The following is a 20,763-nucleotide window of genomic DNA, read 5'->3' as shown; positions in this document are numbered from 1 at the left end:
CGAAGCCGTCGTACGAAAGAACTGACTTTTCTAGCAAGCAAAACAAAACCCCTACCTGCATACGCAGATAGGGGTTTCGGAATTTAATCTTGACGATGACCTACTCTCACATGGGGAAACCCCACACTACCATCGGCGATGCATCGTTTCACTGCTGAGTTCGGGATGGGATCAGGTGGTTCCAATGCTCTATGGTCGTCAAGAAATTCGGTAGCCAGCTCGTGTGCCTTTCGGTTCACGCTCCAGCGAATGGGGATGTGATAGATCTCGGTGCTTTGTGAATCGCAAACTTTCGGTTCGTTTCGTCTTCACACACCGCAATCTGGCGCTCTCTCGAGTCACTAAATTGCTTGGGTGTTATATGGTCAAGCCTCACGGGCAATTAGTATTGGTTAGCTCAACGCCTCACAGCGCTTACACACCCAACCTATCAACGTCGTAGTCTTCGACGGCCCTTCAGGGAACTCAAGGTTCCAGTGAGATCTCATCTTGAGGCTAGTTTCCCGCTTAGATGCTTTCAGCGGTTATCTATTCCGAACATAGCTACCCGGCAATGCCACTGGCGTGACAACCGGAACACCAGAGGTTCGTCCACTCCGGTCCTCTCGTACTAGGAGCAGCCCCTCTCAAATCTCAAACGTCCACGGCAGATAGGGACCGAACTGTCTCACGACGTTCTAAACCCAGCTCGCGTACCACTTTAAATGGCGAACAGCCATACCCTTGGGACCGGCTTCAGCCCCAGGATGTGATGAGCCGACATCGAGGTGCCAAACACCGCCGTCGATATGAACTCTTGGGCGGTATCAGCCTGTTATCCCCGGAGTACCTTTTATCCGTTGAGCGATGGCCCTTCCATACAGAACCACCGGATCACTAAGACCTACTTTCGTACCTGCTCGACGTGTCTGTCTCGCAGTCAAGCGCGCTTTTGCCTTTATACTCTACGACCGATTTCCGACCGGTCTGAGCGCACCTTCGTACTCCTCCGTTACTCTTTAGGAGGAGACCGCCCCAGTCAAACTACCCACCATACACTGTCCTCGATCCGGATAACGGACCTGAGTTAGAACCTCAAAGTTGCCAGGGTGGTATTTCAAGGTTGGCTCCACGCAGACTGGCGTCCACGCTTCAAAGCCTCCCACCTATCCTACACAAGCAAATTCAAAGTCCAGTGCAAAGCTATAGTAAAGGTTCACGGGGTCTTTCCGTCTAGCCGCGGATACACTGCATCTTCACAGCGATTTCAATTTCACTGAGTCTCGGGTGGAGACAGCGCCGCCATCGTTACGCCATTCGTGCAGGTCGGAACTTACCCGACAAGGAATTTCGCTACCTTAGGACCGTTATAGTTACGGCCGCCGTTTACCGGGGCTTCGATCAAGAGCTTCGCGTTAGCTAACCCCATCAATTAACCTTCCGGCACCGGGCAGGCGTCACACCCTATACGTCCACTTTCGTGTTTGCAGAGTGCTGTGTTTTTAATAAACAGTCGCAGCGGCCTGGTATCTTCGACCGGCATGAGCTTACGGAGCAAGTCCTTCACCCTCACCGGCGCACCTTCTCCCGAAGTTACGGTGCCATTTTGCCTAGTTCCTTCACCCGAGTTCTCTCAAGCGCCTTGGTATTCTCTACCCAACCACCTGTGTCGGTTTGGGGTACGGTTCCTGGTTACCTGAAGCTTAGAAGCTTTTCTTGGAAGCATGGCATCAACCACTTCGTCACCCAAAGGGTAACTCGTCATCAGCTCTCGGCCTTAGAATCCCGGATTTACCTAAGATTCCAGCCTACCACCTTAAACTTGGACAACCAACGCCAAGCTGGCCTAGCCTTCTCCGTCCCTCCATCGCAATAACCAGAAGTACAGGAATATTAACCTGTTTTCCATCGACTACGCTTTTCAGCCTCGCCTTAGGGACCGACTAACCCTGCGTCGATTAACGTTGCGCAGGAAACCTTGGTCTTTCGGCGTGGGTGTTTTTCACACCCATTGTCGTTACTCATGTCAGCATTCGCACTTCTGATACCTCCAGCAAGCTTCTCAACTCACCTTCACAGGCTTACAGAACGCTCCTCTACCGCATCACCTAAGTGATACCCGTAGCTTCGGTGTATGGTTTGAGCCCCGTTACATCTTCCGCGCAGGCCGACTCGACTAGTGAGCTATTACGCTTTCTTTAAAGGGTGGCTGCTTCTAAGCCAACCTCCTAGCTGTCTAAGCCTTCCCACATCGTTTCCCACTTAACCATAACTTTGGGACCTTAGCTGACGGTCTGGGTTGTTTCCCTTTTCACGACGGACGTTAGCACCCGCCGTGTGTCTCCCATGCTCGGCACTTGTAGGTATTCGGAGTTTGCATCGGTTTGGTAAGTCGGGATGACCCCCTAGCCGAAACAGTGCTCTACCCCCTACAGTGATACATGAGGCGCTACCTAAATAGCTTTCGAGGAGAACCAGCTATCTCCGAGCTTGATTAGCCTTTCACTCCGATCCACAGGTCATCCGCTAACTTTTCAACGGTAGTCGGTTCGGTCCTCCAGTTAGTGTTACCCAACCTTCAACCTGCCCATGGATAGATCGCCCGGTTTCGGGTCTATTCCCAGCGACTAGACGCCCTATTAAGACTCGCTTTCGCTACGCCTCCCCTATTCGGTTAAGCTCGCCACTGAAAATAAGTCGCTGACCCATTATACAAAAGGTACGCAGTCACCCAACAAAGTGGGCTCCCACTGCTTGTACGCATACGGTTTCAGGATCTATTTCACTCCCCTCTCCGGGGTTCTTTTCGCCTTTCCCTCACGGTACTAGTTCACTATCGGTCAGTCAGTAGTATTTAGCCTTGGAGGATGGTCCCCCCATATTCAGACAAAGTTTCTCGTGCTCCGTCCTACTCGATTTCATGACTAAGAGATTTTCGCGTACAGGGCTATCACCCACTATGGCCGCACTTTCCAGAGCGTTCCGCTAATCTCAAAGCCACTTAAGGGCTAGTCCCCGTTCGCTCGCCACTACTAAGGGAATCTCGGTTGATTTCTTTTCCTCAGGGTACTTAGATGTTTCAGTTCCCCTGGTTCGCCTCTTAAGCCTATGTATTCAGCTTAAGATAACCATCTTATGATGGCTGGGTTCCCCCATTCAGACATCTCCGGATCAAAGTCTGTTTGCCGACTCCCCGAAGCTTTTCGCAGGCTACCACGTCTTTCATCGCCTCTGACTGCCAAGGCATCCACCGTATGCGCTTCTTCACTTGACCATATAACCCCAAGCAATCTGGTTATACTATGAAGACGACATTCGCCGAAAATTCGCATGCTCTCTTAATCAAGAGCAACTCACAAATTTTACCTTAGCCTGATCCGTTACCAGTGAAAGTAACGTCCAGTCTATCTTTCTATCACATACCCAAATTTTTAAAGAACGATCTAATCAAAGACTAGAAATCAACATTTAACCTTCATCCGAAGGAAATGCTCATTTCTAAGCTCTAACGCAGAAACAGCAGTAAGTGGTGGAGCCAAACGGGATCGAACCGTTGACCTCCTGCGTGCAAGGCAGGCGCTCTCCCAGCTGAGCTATGGCCCCGTATTTCTACAGGCGTTTCCCACACAAAATTGGTGGGTCTGGGCAGATTCGAACTGCCGACCTCACCCTTATCAGGGGTGCGCTCTAACCAACTGAGCTACAGACCCAATTTCGAGCTACTAAGGCCGACCTCACCCTGCTCCTTACCACAAAGCATGGGGTACGCTCTAACCAACTCAGCTACAAACCGATACAGGCTGCTTCTATCGTCTTCTTCAATGAATCAAGCAATTCGTGTGGGAGCTTATGCAGCAGCTGATGTCGTCGATTAAGGAGGTGATCCAGCCGCAGGTTCCCCTACGGCTACCTTGTTACGACTTCACCCCAGTCATGAATCACACCGTGGTAACCGTCCTCCCGAAGGTTAGACTAGCTACTTCTGGTGCAACCCACTCCCATGGTGTGACGGGCGGTGTGTACAAGGCCCGGGAACGTATTCACCGCGACATTCTGATTCGCGATTACTAGCGATTCCGACTTCACGCAGTCGAGTTGCAGACTGCGATCCGGACTACGATCGGTTTTATGGGATTAGCTCCACCTCGCGGCTTGGCAACCCTCTGTACCGACCATTGTAGCACGTGTGTAGCCCAGGCCGTAAGGGCCATGATGACTTGACGTCATCCCCACCTTCCTCCGGTTTGTCACCGGCAGTCTCCTTAGAGTGCCCACCATAACGTGCTGGTAACTAAGGACAAGGGTTGCGCTCGTTACGGGACTTAACCCAACATCTCACGACACGAGCTGACGACAGCCATGCAGCACCTGTCTCAATGTTCCCGAAGGCACCAATCCATCTCTGGAAAGTTCATTGGATGTCAAGGCCTGGTAAGGTTCTTCGCGTTGCTTCGAATTAAACCACATGCTCCACCGCTTGTGCGGGCCCCCGTCAATTCATTTGAGTTTTAACCTTGCGGCCGTACTCCCCAGGCGGTCAACTTAATGCGTTAGCTGCGCCACTAAGAGCTCAAGGCTCCCAACGGCTAGTTGACATCGTTTACGGCGTGGACTACCAGGGTATCTAATCCTGTTTGCTCCCCACGCTTTCGCACCTCAGTGTCAGTATCAGTCCAGGTGGTCGCCTTCGCCACTGGTGTTCCTTCCTATATCTACGCATTTCACCGCTACACAGGAAATTCCACCACCCTCTACCATACTCTAGCTCGACAGTTTTGAATGCAGTTCCCAGGTTGAGCCCGGGGATTTCACATCCAACTTAACGAACCACCTACGCGCGCTTTACGCCCAGTAATTCCGATTAACGCTTGCACCCTCTGTATTACCGCGGCTGCTGGCACAGAGTTAGCCGGTGCTTATTCTGTCGGTAACGTCAAAACAATTACGTATTAGGTAACTGCCCTTCCTCCCAACTTAAAGTGCTTTACAATCCGAAGACCTTCTTCACACACGCGGCATGGCTGGATCAGGCTTTCGCCCATTGTCCAATATTCCCCACTGCTGCCTCCCGTAGGAGTCTGGACCGTGTCTCAGTTCCAGTGTGACTGATCATCCTCTCAGACCAGTTACGGATCGTCGCCTTGGTGAGCCATTACCTCACCAACTAGCTAATCCGACCTAGGCTCATCTGATAGCGCAAGGCCCGAAGGTCCCCTGCTTTCTCCCGTAGGACGTATGCGGTATTAGCGTCCGTTTCCGAGCGTTATCCCCCACTACCAGGCAGATTCCTAGGCATTACTCACCCGTCCGCCGCTCGCCACCAGGTACAAGTACCCGTGCTGCCGCTCGACTTGCATGTGTTAGGCCTGCCGCCAGCGTTCAATCTGAGCCATGATCAAACTCTTCAGTTCAAACATCTTTGGGTTTTTAAGAAACCCTAAACTTGGCTCAGCAATCGTTGGTTACATCTTTGATTTCTCGCGGAGTAACTTGTGATGCTGATAATCTTGTTGACTATCAGTCTGACTGCACAAGCACCCACACGAATTGCTTGATTCAGTTGTTAAAGAGCGGTTGGTTAAGACCTTTCGTCTCAACCGAGGCGCGCATTCTACAGCAGCCTCTGTTGCTGTCAAGTGATTATTTTCAGAAGCTTTCGAAGAATTCTTCAACAACTTCAACCACTTGCGCTTCCGATCTCTCGTCAGCGGGAGGAGAATTCTACAGCGTTACTCGCTGTTGTCAACCCCTCTTTTTCTCCGCTTTCGATCGAGAAGACCGAACCGTTAAAAGAGCCAAACTACACCGCTCTTTCAACTCCTTCCAGGCTTCGACGAACTGAAGCAACCCGCCGCCGAAAACTGCGTAACTCTTTGTTTACCAAGGAGTTTTCCGTTTCGACTGCGCCGGAAGTGGGGCGAATTATAGACTTCCAGAATCTGCCGTCAACCGCTATTTTCACATTTCTGTCATATAGGTCAGAAATACCCGAAAACACGAGAGGCGGCCCTTAGAGACCGCCCTCTTTCCCTTCTACTTATAAGCTAGGGAATGCGAACTGCGAGGCTTCGTGGCTCGCACGTTGCGGCCAGCGCTGGGTAATCGCCTTGCGGCGGGTGTAAAACCGCACACCATCCGGGCCATAGGCATGCAAATCGCCGAACAGCGAGCGCTTCCAGCCACCGAAGCTGTGATAGGCCACCGGAACCGGCAGCGGAACGTTGACCCCCACCATCCCCACTTCGATCTCATCGCAGAACAACCGTGCTGCCTCCCCATCACGGGTGAAGATGCAGGTGCCGTTGCCGTATTCGTGATCGTTGATCAGTTGCATCGCCTCTTCCAGGCTATTGACCCGAACGATGCACAGGACCGGCCCGAAGATCTCTTCTTTATAGATGCGCATCTGCGGCGTCACGCGGTCGAACAGGCAGCCGCCCAGGAAGAACCCCTCCTCGTGACCGGCCACACTCAAGCCACGACCATCGACCACCAGGGTTGCGCCGGCCGAAACACCGTCTTCTATATAGCCACTGACTTTGTCGCGAGCCTGACCGGAAACCAACGGCCCCATGTCCAGGCCACACGAGGTGCCTGCACCGATTTTCAGGGCCTTGATTTGCGGCACCAGTTTGGCCACCAAGGCATCCGCCACCTGATCGCCGACACACACGGCCACCGAGATCGCCATGCAACGCTCACCGCAAGAACCGTACGCCGCGCCCATCAGTGCGCTAACTGCGTTATCCAGATCCGCGTCCGGCATCAGCACTGCGTGGTTCTTCGCGCCGCCCAGTGCCTGAACGCGTTTACCGCGCTTGGTGCCTTCGGCGTAGATGTATTCGGCAATTGGAGTGGAGCCGACAAAGCTCAACGCTTTGACTTCCGGCGCTTCGATCAAGGCATCCACCGCTGCCTTATCGCCGTGCACAACACTCAGCACGCCTTTCGGCAGACCCGCTTCCAGTAACAATTGAGCAATCAGCAGCGTCGAACTCGGATCACGCTCGGATGGCTTGAGGATGAAGCAGTTACCGCAAACGATCGCCAATGGATACATCCACAGCGGCACCATCGCCGGGAAGTTGAACGGCGTGATGCCGGCGACCACGCCCAACGGTTGGAAATCCGACCAGGCATCAATGTTAGGGCCAACGTTACGACTGTATTCACCCTTGAGAATTTCCGGCGCTGCGCAAGCGAACTCGACGTTCTCGATCCCGCGCTTGAGTTCACCGGCAGCATCTTCCAGGGTCTTACCGTGTTCTTCGCTGATCAACTGAGCGATACGCGCTTCATTCTGTTCCAGCAATTGCTTGAAGCGGAACATCACCTGCGCACGTTTGGCCGGTGGAGTATTACGCCAGGCCGGGAACGCAGCCTTGGCCGAGTCGATGGCTTTCTGGATGGTTTCGCGGCTGGCCAATGGCAGCTTGTGGATTGCCTGGCCGGTGGACGGGTTGAACACATCGGCGGTGCGACCGTCTTCGGTCACCAGTTCGCCATTGATCAAATGCGGGATAACGCTCATGCGGGGCTCCTGAAAAGTTGTCCACAGGCGCCTGTCAACGGGCGCCCTTCTCTTATATAGAGGGAGTAGAGGGGGAAATCAGTCGATCTTGTTCAGCACTTCGCCGACCGCGTCGAACAAACGGTCAAGGTCTTGCGGCTTGCTGTTGAAGGTTGGTCCGAATTGCAAGGTGTCGCCGCCGAAGCGCACATAGAAGCCGGCTTTCCAGAGCGCCATGCCCGCTTCGAACGGACGCACGATGGCGTCGCCGTCGCGCCCGGCAATCTGGATTGCCCCGGCCAGGCCGTAGTTGCGGATGTCGATGACGTTCTTCGAACCTTTCAGGCCGTGCAACGCATTCTCGAAATGCGGCGAGATCTCGGCCACGCTCTGCACCAGATTTTCCTTTTGCAGCAGGTCGAGTGCCGCCAGGCCCGCCGCGCACGCCACCGGGTGCGCCGAGTAGGTGTAGCCGTGGGGGAATTCCACCGCGTATTCCGGCGTCGCCTGGTTCATGAATGTCTGGTAGATCTCGGAGCTGGCAATCACCGCGCCCATCGGGATCGCGCCGTTGGTGACTTGCTTGGCGATGCACATCAGGTCCGGCGTTACGCCAAAGCTGTCAGCGCCGAACATCGCGCCGGTACGACCAAAACCGGTGATGACTTCATCGAACACCAGCAGGATATTGTGCTGATCGCAGATTTCACGCAGACGCTTGAGGTAGCCCTCTGGTGGAACCAGCACACCGGCAGAACCGGCCATGGGTTCAACGAACACCGCCGCGATGTTCGACGCGTCATGCAGTTCGATCAGCTTGAGCAACTCGTCAGCCAGGGCGATACCGCCCTCTTTCGGCATGCCACGGGAATAAGCGTTGCTGGCCAGCAAGGTGTGCGGCAGGTGGTCGACGTCCATCATCGCCTGACCGAACAGTTTCCGGTTGCCATTGACGCCACCCAGGCTGGTGCCGGCGATGTTCACACCGTGGTAACCACGGGCGCGACCGATCATTTTGGTCTTGGCCGACTGGCCTTTCAGGCGCCAGTAAGCGCGGACCATCTTCACTGCCGTATCGGCGCACTCGGAACCGGAGTCCGTGAAGAACACGTGATTCAGGTTACCCGGCGTCAGCTCGGTGATTTTTTCGGCCAACTGAAACGACAGAGGGTGGCCGTACTGGAAGCCCGGCGAGTAATCGAGGGTGCCCAGCTGCTTGGCCACCGCATCCTGGATTTCCTTACGGGTATGCCCGGCGCCGCAGGTCCACAGGCCGGACAGCGAGTCGTAGATCTTGCGGCCCTTGTCATCGGTCAGCCAACTGCCTTCGGCCGCAACAATCAGCCGCGGGTCGCGCTGGAAGTTTCGGTTGGCGGTGTACGGCATCCAGTGAGCATCGAGCTTGAGCTGGCTGGCCAAAGGCGACGGGGCGTTTTCAGGCAAGTTCATGAGCAAAACCTCGCAAGGCAATAAGCGGCGTAGGGATTAAAAGCGTTCTTGCAGCTAAGTTGCCACGGCGATAAAGTCGGTGAAATCCAACTTTTCTAACCTTCAGTCAGCCGACTACTAAACTTCTGAGTGAGCCGCATGAGCAGCCGTCGACCCGATCCACTGGCGCAAGTCAGCGACTTTGATATCCGCCTGCTGCGGATTTTTCGCAGCGTGGTCGAGTGCGGCGGTTTTTCCGCAGCGCAAAGTGTGCTCGGAATTGGTCGCTCGGCCATCAGCCAGCAAATGAGCGACCTTGAACAACGCCTCGGCCTGCGCCTGTGTCAGCGGGGGCGGGCCGGGTTCTCGCTGACGGAAGAAGGTCGCGAGGTCTACCAATCGGCGTTGCAGCTATTAAGTGCGCTGGAAAGTTTCCGCACCGAGGTCAACGGGCTGCACCAGCACTTGCGCGGCGATCTGACCATCGGCCCTGACCGACAACCTGGTCACCCTGCCCCACATGCGCATTACCCACGCATTGGCGCAGTTGAAAGAGCGCGGGCCGGATGTGCAGATCCAGATCCGCATGATTGCGCCCAATGAAGTCGAACAAGGTGTGCTCGACGGGCGCTTGCATGTCGGCGTGGTGCCGCAGGCCAGTGCCTTGTCGGGCCTGGAATATCAGCCGCTGTACAGCGAACGTTCGCTGCTCTACTGCGCGGTCGGGCACCCGTTGTTTTATGTCGACGATAAACAACTGAACGATGACCGGCTCAACAGTCAGGACGCCATCGCCCCGACCTTCCGCTTGCCGGCCGAAATCCAGGCCCATTACCAGGCACTCAATTGCACCGCCAGCGCCTCGGACCGTGAAGGCATGGCGTTTCTGATCCTGACCGGGCGCTACATCGGTTACCTGCCGGATCACTACGCGAGCCTTTGGGTGCAGCAAGGCCGTTTGCGCGCACTGAAACACGACAGCCGTTTTTATGACTTGAGCCTGGCATCAGTCACCCGCAAGGGGCGGCGCCCGCATCTGGTGCTGGAAAGCTTTCTGGAAAATCTGGCGGCGACGCGTTGAACATCCAAAGAAACCTGTAGGAGCCGAGCTTGCTCTGCGCCTACAGGTTTTATCGCAACAAAACTTGTCGGATGCCTGTGGGTGCGCTATCAACCCACAGGTGCCTCCCATCGAACTGCCCGGAAACGCCCATGACCTTTGAAGTTCCTGCCCACGCGGGCAAGCCTGCCAGCCGAATTCGTCAGAAGAACGAAGAAACCATCATCAAGGCCGCCGAAGACGAATTCGCCCGTCACGGTTTCAAAGGCACGAGCATGAACACCATCGCGCAGAATGCCGGACTGCCCAAGGCCAACCTGCATTACTACTTCACTAACAAGCTTGGGCTGTACGTGGCAGTGCTGAGCAACATCATTGAGTTGTGGGACAGCACCTTCAACACGCTGACAGCCGAAGACGACCCGGCCGAGGCGTTGACGCGCTATATCCGCGCCAAGATGGAATTTTCGCGCCGCCAGCCGCAAGCCTCGCGGATCTTCGCCATGGAAGTGATCAGCGGTGGCGAATGCCTGAGCGAATATTTCAATCAGGATTACCGCGCCTGGTTCCAGGGCCGCGCCGCCGTGTTCCAGTCCTGGATCGACGCCGGAAAGATGGACCCGGTAGACCCGGTGCACCTTATTTTCCTGCTGTGGGGCAGCACCCAGCATTACGCCGATTTCGCCACGCAAATCTGCCGCGTGAGCGGTCGCAGCAAGTTGACCAAGCAAGACATGGAAGACGCCGGCAACAACCTGATCCGCATCATCCTGAAAGGCTGCGGCCTGACTCCAGCCTTTTAAGATCGCCCACCATGCCTTTTACTCTCACCGGCCTTTGCGAGTATCGCGAAGAAATTCGCAAAAGCCGCTTCATCGCCCTCGCGGCCCCGATCGCCAGTGCCGTCGAAGCGCAGGCCTTCATCGAGCAGCACAGCGACCTGAACGCCTCGCACAATTGCTGGGCGTGGAAACTTGCCGATCAGTACCGCAGCAGTGACGACGGCGAACCCGGCGGCACTGCCGGCCGGCCAATACTCGCAGCCATCGAGGCACAGGACTGCGACCAGGTCGCGGTCGTGGTGATTCGCTGGTACGGCGGCATTCAACTGGGCACCGGCGGCCTCGCCCGCGCCTATGGCGGCAGCGCCAACAAATGCCTGCAAGGCGCCGAAAAGATTGCGTTGATCAGCCGGGTACCGTTGCGGTGTGCGTGCAGTTTCAGTGAGCTGGCACTGGTCAAGCTGCGGGTGGCGCAGATCGCAACCTTGCAGACTCAACTCGCGGACCTGAGCCGGGGTCGCATCCTGTTGCAGCGTTGACTGCACCAACAGGGTTCAGCCACACGTTGTCCACATTACGCACTTGCCCACATCCGCTGTGCACCTGACTGTGGATAACCTGAGTACATAGCGCTGTAACCCTTCTGCAACGTGGCTTTGCGGCCACTGATCACTTTTCGTCCAATTCGCCTTCATCCCGCTCAATCTCACCGGAAAACAATTGCTTAGCGCGGTTTATCGCCATTAGAAGAAAGCCGCACAGTGCTTATGCCCGGGGTTTCGGCTTGCGCACAATTACTGTGGAGCAACCTGTGGATAACCCGTTCATGGCTCGCGCAGCCCCATAGCCGGCATAGCCCGCAGCAAGATGAACATTTTTTAACCAAACGCTCGGGTACGCAAATACGGTCCATTCACGTTGCTTGCCCTGAAGGGGGGCTCTTGCCGGTGGGGGCTGGTGTCGTGGGGCAGGCCGAGCATTAGCGATGGACCGTCAGGGTCAGTTGTCCACCTCTCGATCCTTCCAACTATTCAAGGAGCGCCGAGGCTAAAACCTCAAGTATGCTCCAGGGTCATGCCCCGACGAGTAGCGACTAGGCTTCACCCTCGGCGAGTTGCACAGCGAATTGCAACAACGGCTTGGGCAACGTTGCCCACTGAATCCATGACCCTCTTTTTTCAAGGAAGCCACGCATGACTACGGCAAAAAACGCACTGATCATCGGCGCCTCCCGAGGCTTGGGCCTCGGCCTGGTGAAAACCCTGCTGGCTGACGGTTGGCACGTCACCGCCACCGTGCGTAACCCGCAGAAAGCCGAAGCCCTCCAGGCGCTGGGCAAGGTTGTGATCGAAACACTCGACATGGACGACCAGCCAGCCGTGGCCGCCCTTGGCCAACGGCTCAGCGGTCAGGTATTCGACCTGCTGTTCGTCAACGCGGGCGTCAAAGGGCCGGAGGTTCAAACGCCCGGCGGGGCAACACTGACCGAGGTCGGCCAACTGTTTTTCACCAACGCCGTGGCGCCGATCAATCTGGCCCAGCGCTTTGTCGGGCTGATTCGCCCGGGCACCGGCGTCCTGGCATTCATGAGTTCGGTGCTGGGCAGCGTGACCATGCCTGACGCGTCGGAAATGGCGCTGTACAAGGCCAGCAAGGCTGCACTGAACTCCATGACCAACAGTTTTGTCACGCTATTGGGTGAGCCGACACTGACCGTGCTGTCGATGCATCCGGGCTGGGTGAAAACCGACATGGGCGGCGAAGGGGCAGAGATTGATGTCGAGACCAGCACCCGCGGGGTGGTGGATCAGGTGAACGCCTACACCGGCAAGGGTGGGCATTACTTCATCAATTACAAAGGTGAAACCATTCCCTGGTAATCACCACAATCCATCCCCGGTGGGAGCGAGCTTGCTCACGATGACGACGTTACATTCAACGCGGATGTCGACTGTCAGTCAGCTATCGCGAGCAAGCTCGCTCCCACAAGGTCATGCGTCGCTCCTGTGGTAGCGACGCTTGCCCGAAAACCGCATTTGTTCGAAACTGTGCACTTCGCCCCCCGCGGCGACCCTGGATCAGCAGACAGGGCAACACTGAGCTGGCGAACCTGAACCCAACTTTCAGAGGAGCCGGCAAATGCCTGCGACCCGTATCTGGTTAAAAAACCCTCTCGCGATCTTCACAGCCAATGCGCTCGACGCCCGTGGCGGACTGGTGCTGCAAGACGGTTTGATCGTCGAAGTGCTCAAGCAAGGCCAGCAACCCGCGATGCCCTGTGGACAAGTCTTCGATGCCCGCGAGCATGTGATCCTGCCGGGGCTGATCAACACCCATCACCATTTCTATCAAACCCTGACCCGCGCCTGGGCGCCGGTGGTCAATCAACCGCTGTTCCCGTGGCTGAAAACCCTCTACCCGGTCTGGGCCCGACTGACACCCGAGAAACTCGCGCTGGCTACCAAAGTTGCGCTGGCCGAGTTGCTGCTGTCGGGGTGCACCACGGCGGCCGATCATCATTATCTGTTTCCCGAGGGCCTGGAAAACGCCATCGACGTGCAGGTCGAAAGCGTGCGCGAACTCGGCATGCGGGCCATGCTGACCCGTGGTTCGATGAGCCTCGGCGAGGCCGACGGTGGGCTGCCGCCACAGCAGACCGTGCAGCAAGGCACAGTGATCCTCGATGACAGCCAACGCCTGATCGCCGAGTACCACGAACGGGGTGACGGCGCGCAAATCCAGATCGCCCTGGCACCCTGCTCGCCGTTTTCGGTGACCCCGGAAATCATGTCGGCCAGCGCCGAGCTGGCGAACACACTCGACGTGCGCCTGCACACGCACCTGGCCGAAACCCTCGACGAAGAAGACTTCTGCCTGCAACGCTTCGGCCTGCGCACCGTGGATTACCTGGACAGCGTCGGCTGGCTCGGGCCGCGCACCTGGCTGGCCCACGGCATTCATTTCAACCCGGATGAGATCGCCCGCCTCGGCGCGGCGGGCACCGGTATCTGCCATTGCCCAAGTTCGAACATGCGCCTGGCGTCGGGTATTTGCCCCACGTTGGAACTGACGGCTGCGGGCGCTCCGCTGGGGTTGGGTGTGGACGGCTCGGCGTCCAACGATGCGTCGAACATGATCCTCGAAACCCGCCAGGCGCTGTACCTGCAACGCCTGCGTTATGGCGCCGAAAAAATCACCCCGGAGTTGGTATTGGGCTGGGCCACCCAGGGTTCGGCGAAGCTGTTGGGGCGCACGGATATCGGCGAACTGGCGGTGGGCAAACAAGCGGACCTGGCGCTATTCAAACTCGATGAGCTGCGTTTTTCCGGCAGCCATGACCCGATTTCGGCATTGCTGCTGTGTGGCGCGGACCGGGCAGATCGGGTAATGATTGGCGGCAAATGGCGAGTGATCGATGGGCAGGTCGAGGGGCTGGACCTCAAAGGCTTGATCGCCGATCACAGCCAGGCGGCCCGGCAGTTGATCGCCGGATAACCACCGATGATCGTTCCCACGCGAACGCGTTCGACGCGGGAACGATCAACAACCCGGTACCCCGCACAGAACCTTGTGTGATGAACCGCTTGATCAGGTTTTGCTCATTGTTTCGATGGGCATCTGTAGAATGCCGCCATCTGCACCTGATGAGAAAAAGAACATGTACGACTGGCTGAACGCCCTGCCCAAGGCAGAACTGCACCTGCACCTGGAGGGCTCGCTGGAGCCTGAGTTGCTGTTCGCCCTGGCCGAACGCAACAAGATCGCCCTGCCGTGGAACGACGTCGAAACCCTGCGCAAGGCTTACGCCTTCAACAATTTGCAGGAGTTCCTGGACCTGTATTACCAGGGCGCCGATGTGTTGCGCACCTCCCAGGATTTCTACGACCTGACGTGGGCCTACCTGTTGCGCTGCAAGGCGCAGAACGTGATTCACACCGAACCGTTCTTCGACCCGCAAACCCACACCGACCGTGGTATTCCGTTCGAAGTGGTGCTCAACGGCATCGCCAGCGCATTGAAAGATGGCGAGCAGCAACTGGGCATCACCAGCGGCTTGATCCTCAGCTTCCTGCGCCACCTGAGCGAAGCAGAAGCCGAGAAAACCCTCGACCAGGCGCTGCCGTTCCGCGATGCGTTTGTTGCCGTGGGCCTGGACAGTTCCGAGATGGGTCACCCGCCGAGCAAGTTCCAGCGCGTGTTCGATCGCGCCCGCCACGAAGGTTTCCTGACCGTTGCCCACGCCGGTGAAGAAGGCCCGCCGGAGTACATCTGGGAAGCCATCGACCTGCTGAAGATCCAGCGTATCGACCATGGCGTGCGCGCCATTGAAGACGAACGCCTGATGCAGCGGATCATCGACGAGCAGATCCCGCTGACCGTGTGCCCGTTGTCCAACACCAAACTGTGCGTGTTCGATCACATGTCCCAGCACAACATCCTCGACATGCTCGAGCGGGGCGTGAAGGTCACGGTGAACTCGGATGACCCGGCGTACTTCGGCGGCTACGTCACCGAGAACTTCCACGCGCTGTATACCCATTTGGGCATGACTCAGGATCAGGCCAAACGCCTGGCCCAGAACAGCCTGGATGCCAGACTGGTCAAGCCATAAGCTTCACCGCAAAACCAATGTGGGAGCGAGCTTGCTCGCGATGAGGTCATAACATTCAATATCAATGCTGAATGTCAGTCCGCCATCGCGAGCAAGCTCGCTCCCACATTGAATCGGTGTTTAACCGACTTGCGTGACCTCGCTCAACTCCTCCAGTGTCTTGCCCCGCGTCTCCATCCCGAACAGCCAGACCACGCCCGCCGCAATCGCGAAACACATCGCGCCCAGGGCAAACACCCCGCCCTGCCCCGTAATCGGGAACACCAGCCCGGTCACCAATGGCCCGAGCAACGAACCGACCCGGCCAATCGCCGAGGCGAACCCGGAACCGGTGGCCCGCGCCGACGTGGGATACAACTCCGGCGTGTAGGTGTAGAGCACGGCCCACATGCCGAACAGGAAAAACTGCATCAGTAACCCGGAGCCGATCAACAGGCTGACGTTGCCGCCAAACACCGCGCTCTGCCCATAGAAAAACGCCATCACCCCACCGCCCAGCAACGTGACGATGCACACCGGTTTGCGCCCCCAGCGCTCCACCAACCAGGCAGCCATGAGAAACCCTGGGATCCCGCCGAGGGATATCAGCACCGTGTAATACACCGACTGAGTCACGGCAAACCCCGACTGCTGCAGCAACGCGCTGAGCCAGGACGTCAGCCCATAGAAACCGAGCAAGGCAAAAAACCAGACACTCCAGATCATCATCGTGCGCTGGCGGTACAGCGGTGACCAGATTTCACCCAAGGCCGAAAAGAACCGGCCCGGGCGGCTCTCGATCCGCGGCAAGCGAATCGGCTCGGGCAAGTCGGCGCGCCCCAGCGAAATACGGACTTTGTCTTCGATACGCTGCAAGACCTGATCGGCCGCCGCGTGATGTCCGGCCTGCTCCAGCCAGCGCGGTGATTCCGGAATGAAGAAGCGGATCGCCAGGACAAACACCGCCGGCACGGCCAACACCAGGAAGATGTCGCGCCAGCCAACCAGCGGTAACAGGAAGTAAGACAGCACGCCCGCCGCCACAAAACCCAGCGGCCAGAAACCGTCCATCAAGGCAATGTAACGCCCACGGCGCTTGGCCGGGATCAATTCGGACAACATCGACTGGGCAATCGGAAACTCCATGCCCATGCCGATCCCCAGCAGGACCCGAAACAGCGTGAGGGTTTCGACTGTCTGCGCCGTCGAACACAGGTAACTGGCGATGCCCCACAGCACGATGCTCCACTGGAACACCGGTTTTCGCCCGAAACGGTCGGCCAGCATGCCGGACAACGAGGCCCCCAGCACCATGCCGAAGAAACTCGAACTGGCCAGCAAACCCGCCTGGGCGGTGCTCAAGCCGAACTCGGCTTTGATCGATCCCAACAGGAACGTCATCATTGCCAGGTCCATGGAGTCAAAGAAAAACGCCAAGGCAATGATGATGAAGATGATGCGGTGATAACCGCTGATGGGCAGTCGTTCCAGACGTTCTGCCGCGCTATAGCCTTGCCTGTCCATGCCACATCCCCATCCGAAATTCCCCGGATCGAGTGTGCGCGTTCGCCAACGGTGACCGTTGCTGGAAACGACCTGTCGACAACCCTGAGCGACGCCTGAAGCCGTTGGGCCCAGACGCCGACAATGAGCGGCGTTAGAGGGCCATTTCCAGTTCGGTCTGCTTGGCGAAGCGGCCGATTTCACGCTGGCCGGTGGCGGTGACCTGCAATGCCCGGGATTCGTTGGGCAAGCTCAGCCAGCCCGACTGCATGAACAACTGCAACAACCCGGCACCGAGCGAGCCGCCCAGGTGTGGCCGACGCTCGCTCCAATCGGGGCAGGCACACGCCATATCGGAACGGGTATGAGCCAGCGCCTGGATGAACAGGCCGCGTGCGGCGAACTCGTTTGCGCCCTTGTGGGTGATGACGACACGCTGATCCAGTTGTTCGATCCAGCCTGCATCCACCAGCCGCTGATACAGGTCGGCTGCCAGCGTTCCGCCTAAATGATCGTCACAGAGCCGAGCTCGAAACAGAGAGGATGGAGCGTTTTGCGGTTTACCCAGCGTCGTGCCGCGCTTGAACAGCTCCGGCAGTTGCTGTGGAGCACTGGCCAGCGATGCACTGGCCAGTGCTTCGACAGCTGCACCGACTTCGGGCGCGGCCAGGCGGAAAAACCGCTTGCGTCCACGCTCCTCGACTTTCAACAGCCCGCCGGCGGTCAACCGCCCCAGGTGAGCACTGGCCGATGACGGTGACAGCCCCGCCAGTAACGCCAACTCCTCGGATTGGCGTGCCGTGCCATCCATCAAGGCCCACATCATTGCGCTTCGCTTGGGGTCCGCCAGCAACGTGGCGATCTGGCTGATGCAAGGTGCATGTTCCATGTATTCACTCCCTGTTGAATCATTCGTCTTCTGCTCGCAGACATCTTGACCAGTAATGCGGCATCGGCCAAGACGTAAAAGCCGCCAAAAACAAGGCGATATTACAAACTTACGCAGGCAACTCCCTGGAAACCGTTAAACAGACCCCGCCATCGACCACGCGGGGTGACGATGCTCAGGAAACGCTGATTCGCAGCTCCGATACAGACATGAGGCGGGCGATAGTATAAGCCTGTACCCGCGCCATTCCTGTCCTACGGCTCCCATTGTTGGTGATTGTTCCTGAGTGAATTGTCTCTATTTGCCCGCGACTATTGAGCAGTTACCAAAGACGACGGGAAATGACCCGCCAATTCGGCACAACGGGCGGCAAGCATTTCACGCAACAGGTTCACAGGCTTACTCAATTGAGCGCGATGAGCGCACAGCAAATTCAGCGGTGCACGCTCACAAAGCAGCTCTGGCAGCAGCACTTTCAAGCGCCCGGCCAACACATCTGCCGCCACATCGAGCCAGGACTTGTAGGCGATCCCGGCGCCCGCCACCGCCCACAGGCGAACCACGTCGGCGTCATCGCTGAAACGATCGCCACTGACGGTCAGGCTGACGTCCCGTTTACCGTCGTGAAAACTCCAGTGGTCATGAATCCGGCTGCCCAGCATGTACAGCAGGCAATTGTGTTGCGCCAATTGCTCCAGTTGGCGCGGCTCGCCGTGACGCGCCAGGTAGCTGGGCGCTGCGCACAACACGCGGCGGTTCTGCGCGGCTATCGGCAGGGCCACCAGGCTTGAGTCCTCGGGCTCGCCATAGCGCAGGGCAATGTCCACCGGTTGCCGAAAGAGGTCGGCGATCCGATCGCCCAACAACAGGCGCACCGTCAGTTTGGGATGCTCGCGCTGGAACTCGTCCAGCCAGGGCAGCAGCAGGTTGCGGCCGAAATCCGAGGGCGCCGAGAGTTGCAGGACTCCGCTGACCTGGTCCTGACCGCTGGCCAGCAGACGGCGCCCTTCATCGAGATTACTCAACGCTGCCCGGGCGTACTCCAGAAACCCCTCGCCCTCGGCGGTCAGGCGAAGGCTGCGGGTTGAACGGGCCAGCAAACGGGCGCCCAGTTGATGCTCGATCCGCTTCAACGCCGCGCTGGCAACCGCCGCAGACAAATCCATGACCCGCGCCGCCGCAGACAAACTGCCCAGGTCTGCCGCCCGGACGAACAACTGCAAATCATCAAAGCGCAGCATTCACCCCCCTGCATTATCAAAAAAACATTGAAAGAGACTGCTCTTTTAGCCGGTTTTATCTCCCGAAGAAATAGCCAATCATCCCTTCCATCGAAACGTCCTCACCCGGAGCCGAACATGTCTGAAGCCTTTACCGCCATTGCCACCGTCATCGCCAAACCCGGTCAGGGCACCGCCCTGGAACGGCAATTGCGCAACCTGGTGGCACCCAGCCGCGCCGAAGCCGGTTGCCAGTTCTACGATTTGCATCAAGACCTGGAACACGCCGACGCGTTCTACGTGCTCGAACGCTGGGACAACGAAGCCGCCCTGCAAACTCACAATGCCACGGCGCATTTCCAGGCCTTCCAGGTAGCGGCTGCCGAACTGATCGAACACTTCAAGCTCAAGCGCCTGCGAGTGCTGGGCTGATTCACCCCTTCTATTTATTCCACTTGAGAATCTCACCATGAAAGCCGTTGCCTACTACCACGCATTGCCGATCACCGATCCCGAGTCCCTGCAAGACATCGAACTGCCCGAGCCCGTCGCCGGACCTCGCGACCTGCTGGTTGAGGTCAAAGCCATCTCGGTCAACCCGGTGGACACCAAGATCCGCCAGAACGTCTCGCCCGAAGGCGGCGACGCCAAGGTGCTGGGCTGGGATGTGGCCGGGGTGGTCAAGGCAGTCGGCAGTGACGTCACCCTGTTCAAGGCCGGTGACAAGGTTTACTACGCCGGCTCCATTGCTCGCGCCGGTGGCAACAGCGAGTTACATGTCGTCGACGAACGCATCGTCGGCCATATGCCAAAGTCCCTCGGGTTCGCCGACGCAGCTGCACTGCCACTGACCGCGATCACCGCCTGGGAGCTGCTGTTCGAACGCCTGCAAGTGCCGGAAAGCAAAACCGACCAAGGCCAAAGCCTGTTGATCGTCGGCGCTGCCGGTGGCGTGGGTTCGATCCTGACCCAATTGGCTCGCCAACTCACGGCGCTGACCGTCATCGGCACCGCATCACGGGCTCAGACCCAACGCTGGGTAAGTGATTTGGGGGCTGATCTGGTGATCGATCACAGCCAGCCGCTAAGCGAAGAACTCAAGCGTGCCGGTCATCCGCAGGTGACTCATGTCGCCAGCCTGACTGAAACCGGCCAGCACTTCGATGAACTGGTCGAGGCCCTCGCCCCTCAGGGCAAGCTCGCGCTGATCGATGATCCGAAGGCGCTGGACATCCTCAAACTCAAGCGCAAGAGCCTGTCGCTGCATTGGGAATTCATGTACACGCGCTCGCTGTTCGAAACCGCCGACATGCTCGAACAGCACAACCTGCTGAACCGGGTAGCCGAGCTGATCGATGCCGGCACATTGAGAACCACGGTGGGCGAACACTTCGGCAGCATCAACGCGGCCAACCTGCGCCGGGCCCATGAACGGCTGGAAAGTGGCACGGCCAAGGGCAAGATTGTGCTTGAAGGCTTCTGAGGAATGATCGGACGGTGCCTTGCGTTTTCTGTATCAGAAACGGACGGCACCGTCAGTCCGAGGAGTTGATCCTTGTCACAAATCCGATCGTATTCGGGTCTACAATCGGGCCTCTGCAACGCAATCTTTTACGTGAGGAGGTCAGCAATGAAGATCCTGATAAAAGAATTGGCAAAATCCCAGTGGCAGGTCCGCCTGGACAACCACGCGGTGAACTTTCGCACCGAAGCCGAAGCCCGCGCTTTTACCTCGACCCTCGAGGCTCGACTGCACGCCCCTCATCACATCCCCGAACGCCAGCAACAAGCGGCCGGCTGA

13 protein-coding genes, 2 tRNA genes, 3 rRNA genes and 1 pseudogene are annotated in these 20,763 nt (G+C 57.6%); 9 read left to right on the top strand and 10 right to left on the bottom strand.

Annotation, left to right across the window (positions count from 1 at the left end; all coding sequences use genetic code 11):
• Positions 1–87: 87 nt before the first annotated feature.
• From rrf to AABM54_RS03730, 7 genes are all read right to left on the bottom strand, one after another.
• A 5S ribosomal RNA gene (rrf, locus tag AABM54_RS03760) occupies positions 88–203 on the bottom strand.
• A gap of 158 nt (positions 204–361) precedes the next feature.
• A 23S ribosomal RNA gene (locus AABM54_RS03755) occupies positions 362–3,253 on the bottom strand.
• 253 nt (positions 3,254–3,506) lie between these two features.
• Positions 3,507–3,582 (bottom strand) — tRNA-Ala (locus AABM54_RS03750).
• Positions 3,583–3,612: 30 nt separating this feature from the next.
• Positions 3,613–3,689 (bottom strand) — tRNA-Ile (locus tag AABM54_RS03745).
• A gap of 162 nt (positions 3,690–3,851) precedes the next feature.
• Positions 3,852–5,390 (bottom strand): 16S ribosomal RNA (locus AABM54_RS03740).
• The 16S, 23S and 5S rRNA genes sit together here with 2 tRNA genes alongside, the layout of an rRNA operon.
• A 626-nt stretch (positions 5,391–6,016) precedes the next feature.
• Positions 6,017–7,510 (bottom strand): CoA-acylating methylmalonate-semialdehyde dehydrogenase, encoded by a 1,494-nt coding sequence (locus AABM54_RS03735; protein ID WP_347903871.1) that lies wholly within the window; start codon positions 7,508–7,510, stop codon positions 6,017–6,019.
• Between the two features lie 78 nt (positions 7,511–7,588).
• A complete protein-coding gene (locus AABM54_RS03730; protein ID WP_347903870.1) occupies positions 7,589–8,938 on the bottom strand; it encodes an aspartate aminotransferase family protein in 1,350 nt (449 codons plus the stop codon).
• Positions 8,939–9,076: 138 nt separating this feature from the next.
• On the opposite strand from AABM54_RS03730, the pseudogene AABM54_RS03725 reads away from it, so the two are divergent.
• The 6 genes and pseudogenes from AABM54_RS03725 (at position 9,077) to AABM54_RS03700 (ending at position 15,371) form a co-directional block, all read left to right on the top strand.
• Positions 9,077–9,998: pseudogene (locus AABM54_RS03725) on the top strand (LysR family transcriptional regulator).
• 131 nt (positions 9,999–10,129) lie between these two features.
• Entirely contained in the window at positions 10,130–10,780 is a 651-nt protein-coding gene (locus tag AABM54_RS03720; protein WP_347903869.1) for a TetR/AcrR family transcriptional regulator, read from the top strand.
• 11 nt (positions 10,781–10,791) lie between these two features.
• On the top strand, positions 10,792–11,298 hold the full coding sequence (locus tag AABM54_RS03715) for a YigZ family protein (protein WP_347903867.1): 507 nt from the start codon (positions 10,792–10,794) through the stop codon (positions 11,296–11,298).
• A 654-nt stretch (positions 11,299–11,952) separates the two neighbouring features.
• Entirely contained in the window at positions 11,953–12,639 is a 687-nt protein-coding gene (locus tag AABM54_RS03710; RefSeq protein WP_347903865.1) for an SDR family oxidoreductase, read from the top strand.
• 259 nt (positions 12,640–12,898) lie between these two features.
• Positions 12,899–14,254, top strand: coding sequence for an 8-oxoguanine deaminase (locus tag AABM54_RS03705; protein WP_347903864.1), 1,356 nt, complete (start codon positions 12,899–12,901; stop codon positions 14,252–14,254).
• 163 nt (positions 14,255–14,417) lie between these two features.
• Positions 14,418–15,371 carry an adenosine deaminase gene (locus tag AABM54_RS03700; protein WP_347903863.1) on the top strand — a complete coding sequence of 318 codons (954 nt, stop codon included), beginning with the start codon at positions 14,418–14,420 and terminating at the stop codon, positions 15,369–15,371.
• Positions 15,372–15,491: 120 nt separating this feature from the next.
• On the opposite strand, the gene AABM54_RS03695 is transcribed toward AABM54_RS03700, so the two are convergent.
• From AABM54_RS03695 to AABM54_RS03685, 3 genes are all read right to left on the bottom strand, one after another.
• Positions 15,492–16,874, bottom strand: a complete 1,383-nt coding sequence (locus tag AABM54_RS03695) for an MFS transporter (protein ID WP_347903862.1) — start codon at positions 16,872–16,874, stop codon at positions 15,492–15,494.
• 133 nt (positions 16,875–17,007) lie between these two features.
• A complete protein-coding gene (locus AABM54_RS03690; protein ID WP_347903861.1) occupies positions 17,008–17,742 on the bottom strand; it encodes a helix-turn-helix transcriptional regulator in 735 nt (244 codons plus the stop codon).
• Positions 17,743–18,053: 311 nt separating this feature from the next.
• Positions 18,054–18,983: a LysR substrate-binding domain-containing protein gene (locus AABM54_RS03685; protein ID WP_347903860.1), complete on the bottom strand. Its 930-nt coding sequence runs from the start codon at positions 18,981–18,983 to the stop codon at positions 18,054–18,056.
• 117 nt (positions 18,984–19,100) lie between these two features.
• Here AABM54_RS03685 and AABM54_RS03680 point away from each other — a divergent pair, with 117 nt between their 5' ends.
• From AABM54_RS03680 to AABM54_RS03670, 3 genes are all read left to right on the top strand, one after another.
• On the top strand, positions 19,101–19,394 hold the full coding sequence (locus AABM54_RS03680) for a putative quinol monooxygenase (protein ID WP_347903859.1): 294 nt from the start codon (positions 19,101–19,103) through the stop codon (positions 19,392–19,394).
• Positions 19,395–19,431: 37 nt separating this feature from the next.
• Positions 19,432–20,445 (top strand): zinc-binding alcohol dehydrogenase family protein, encoded by a 1,014-nt coding sequence (locus AABM54_RS03675; protein WP_347903858.1) that lies wholly within the window; start codon positions 19,432–19,434, stop codon positions 20,443–20,445.
• Positions 20,446–20,592: 147 nt separating this feature from the next.
• Entirely contained in the window at positions 20,593–20,763 is a 171-nt protein-coding gene (locus AABM54_RS03670) for a hypothetical protein (protein WP_347903857.1), read from the top strand.

The organism is Pseudomonas purpurea (assembly GCF_039908635.1).
GTDB lineage: Bacteria > Pseudomonadota > Gammaproteobacteria > Pseudomonadales > Pseudomonadaceae > Aquipseudomonas > Aquipseudomonas purpurea.
The sequence above is the reverse complement of the archived record's forward strand: the minus strand, read 5'-3'. Positions and strand labels throughout refer to the sequence as shown.

Bases quoted from the DNA above. Each gene is read 5' to 3' on its own strand.
- AABM54_RS03735 (WP_347903871.1), bottom strand. From the start codon at position 7,510: ATGAGCGTTATCCCGCATTTGATCAATGGCGAACTGGTGACCGAAGAC.
- AABM54_RS03730 (WP_347903870.1), bottom strand. From the start codon at position 8,938: ATGAACTTGCCTGAAAACGCCCCGTCGCCTTTGGCCAGCCAGCTCAAG.
- AABM54_RS03720 (WP_347903869.1), top strand. From the start codon at position 10,130: ATGACCTTTGAAGTTCCTGCCCACGCGGGCAAGCCTGCCAGCCGAATT.
- AABM54_RS03715 (WP_347903867.1), top strand. From the start codon at position 10,792: ATGCCTTTTACTCTCACCGGCCTTTGCGAGTATCGCGAAGAAATTCGC.
- AABM54_RS03710 (WP_347903865.1), top strand. From the start codon at position 11,953: ATGACTACGGCAAAAAACGCACTGATCATCGGCGCCTCCCGAGGCTTG.
- AABM54_RS03705 (WP_347903864.1), top strand. From the start codon at position 12,899: ATGCCTGCGACCCGTATCTGGTTAAAAAACCCTCTCGCGATCTTCACA.
- AABM54_RS03700 (WP_347903863.1), top strand. From the start codon at position 14,418: ATGTACGACTGGCTGAACGCCCTGCCCAAGGCAGAACTGCACCTGCAC.
- AABM54_RS03695 (WP_347903862.1), bottom strand. From the start codon at position 16,874: ATGGACAGGCAAGGCTATAGCGCGGCAGAACGTCTGGAACGACTGCCC.
- AABM54_RS03690 (WP_347903861.1), bottom strand. From the start codon at position 17,742: ATGGAACATGCACCTTGCATCAGCCAGATCGCCACGTTGCTGGCGGAC.
- AABM54_RS03685 (WP_347903860.1), bottom strand. From the start codon at position 18,983: ATGCTGCGCTTTGATGATTTGCAGTTGTTCGTCCGGGCGGCAGACCTG.
- AABM54_RS03680 (WP_347903859.1), top strand. From the start codon at position 19,101: ATGTCTGAAGCCTTTACCGCCATTGCCACCGTCATCGCCAAACCCGGT.
- AABM54_RS03675 (WP_347903858.1), top strand. From the start codon at position 19,432: ATGAAAGCCGTTGCCTACTACCACGCATTGCCGATCACCGATCCCGAG.
- AABM54_RS03670 (WP_347903857.1), top strand. From the start codon at position 20,593: ATGAAGATCCTGATAAAAGAATTGGCAAAATCCCAGTGGCAGGTCCGC.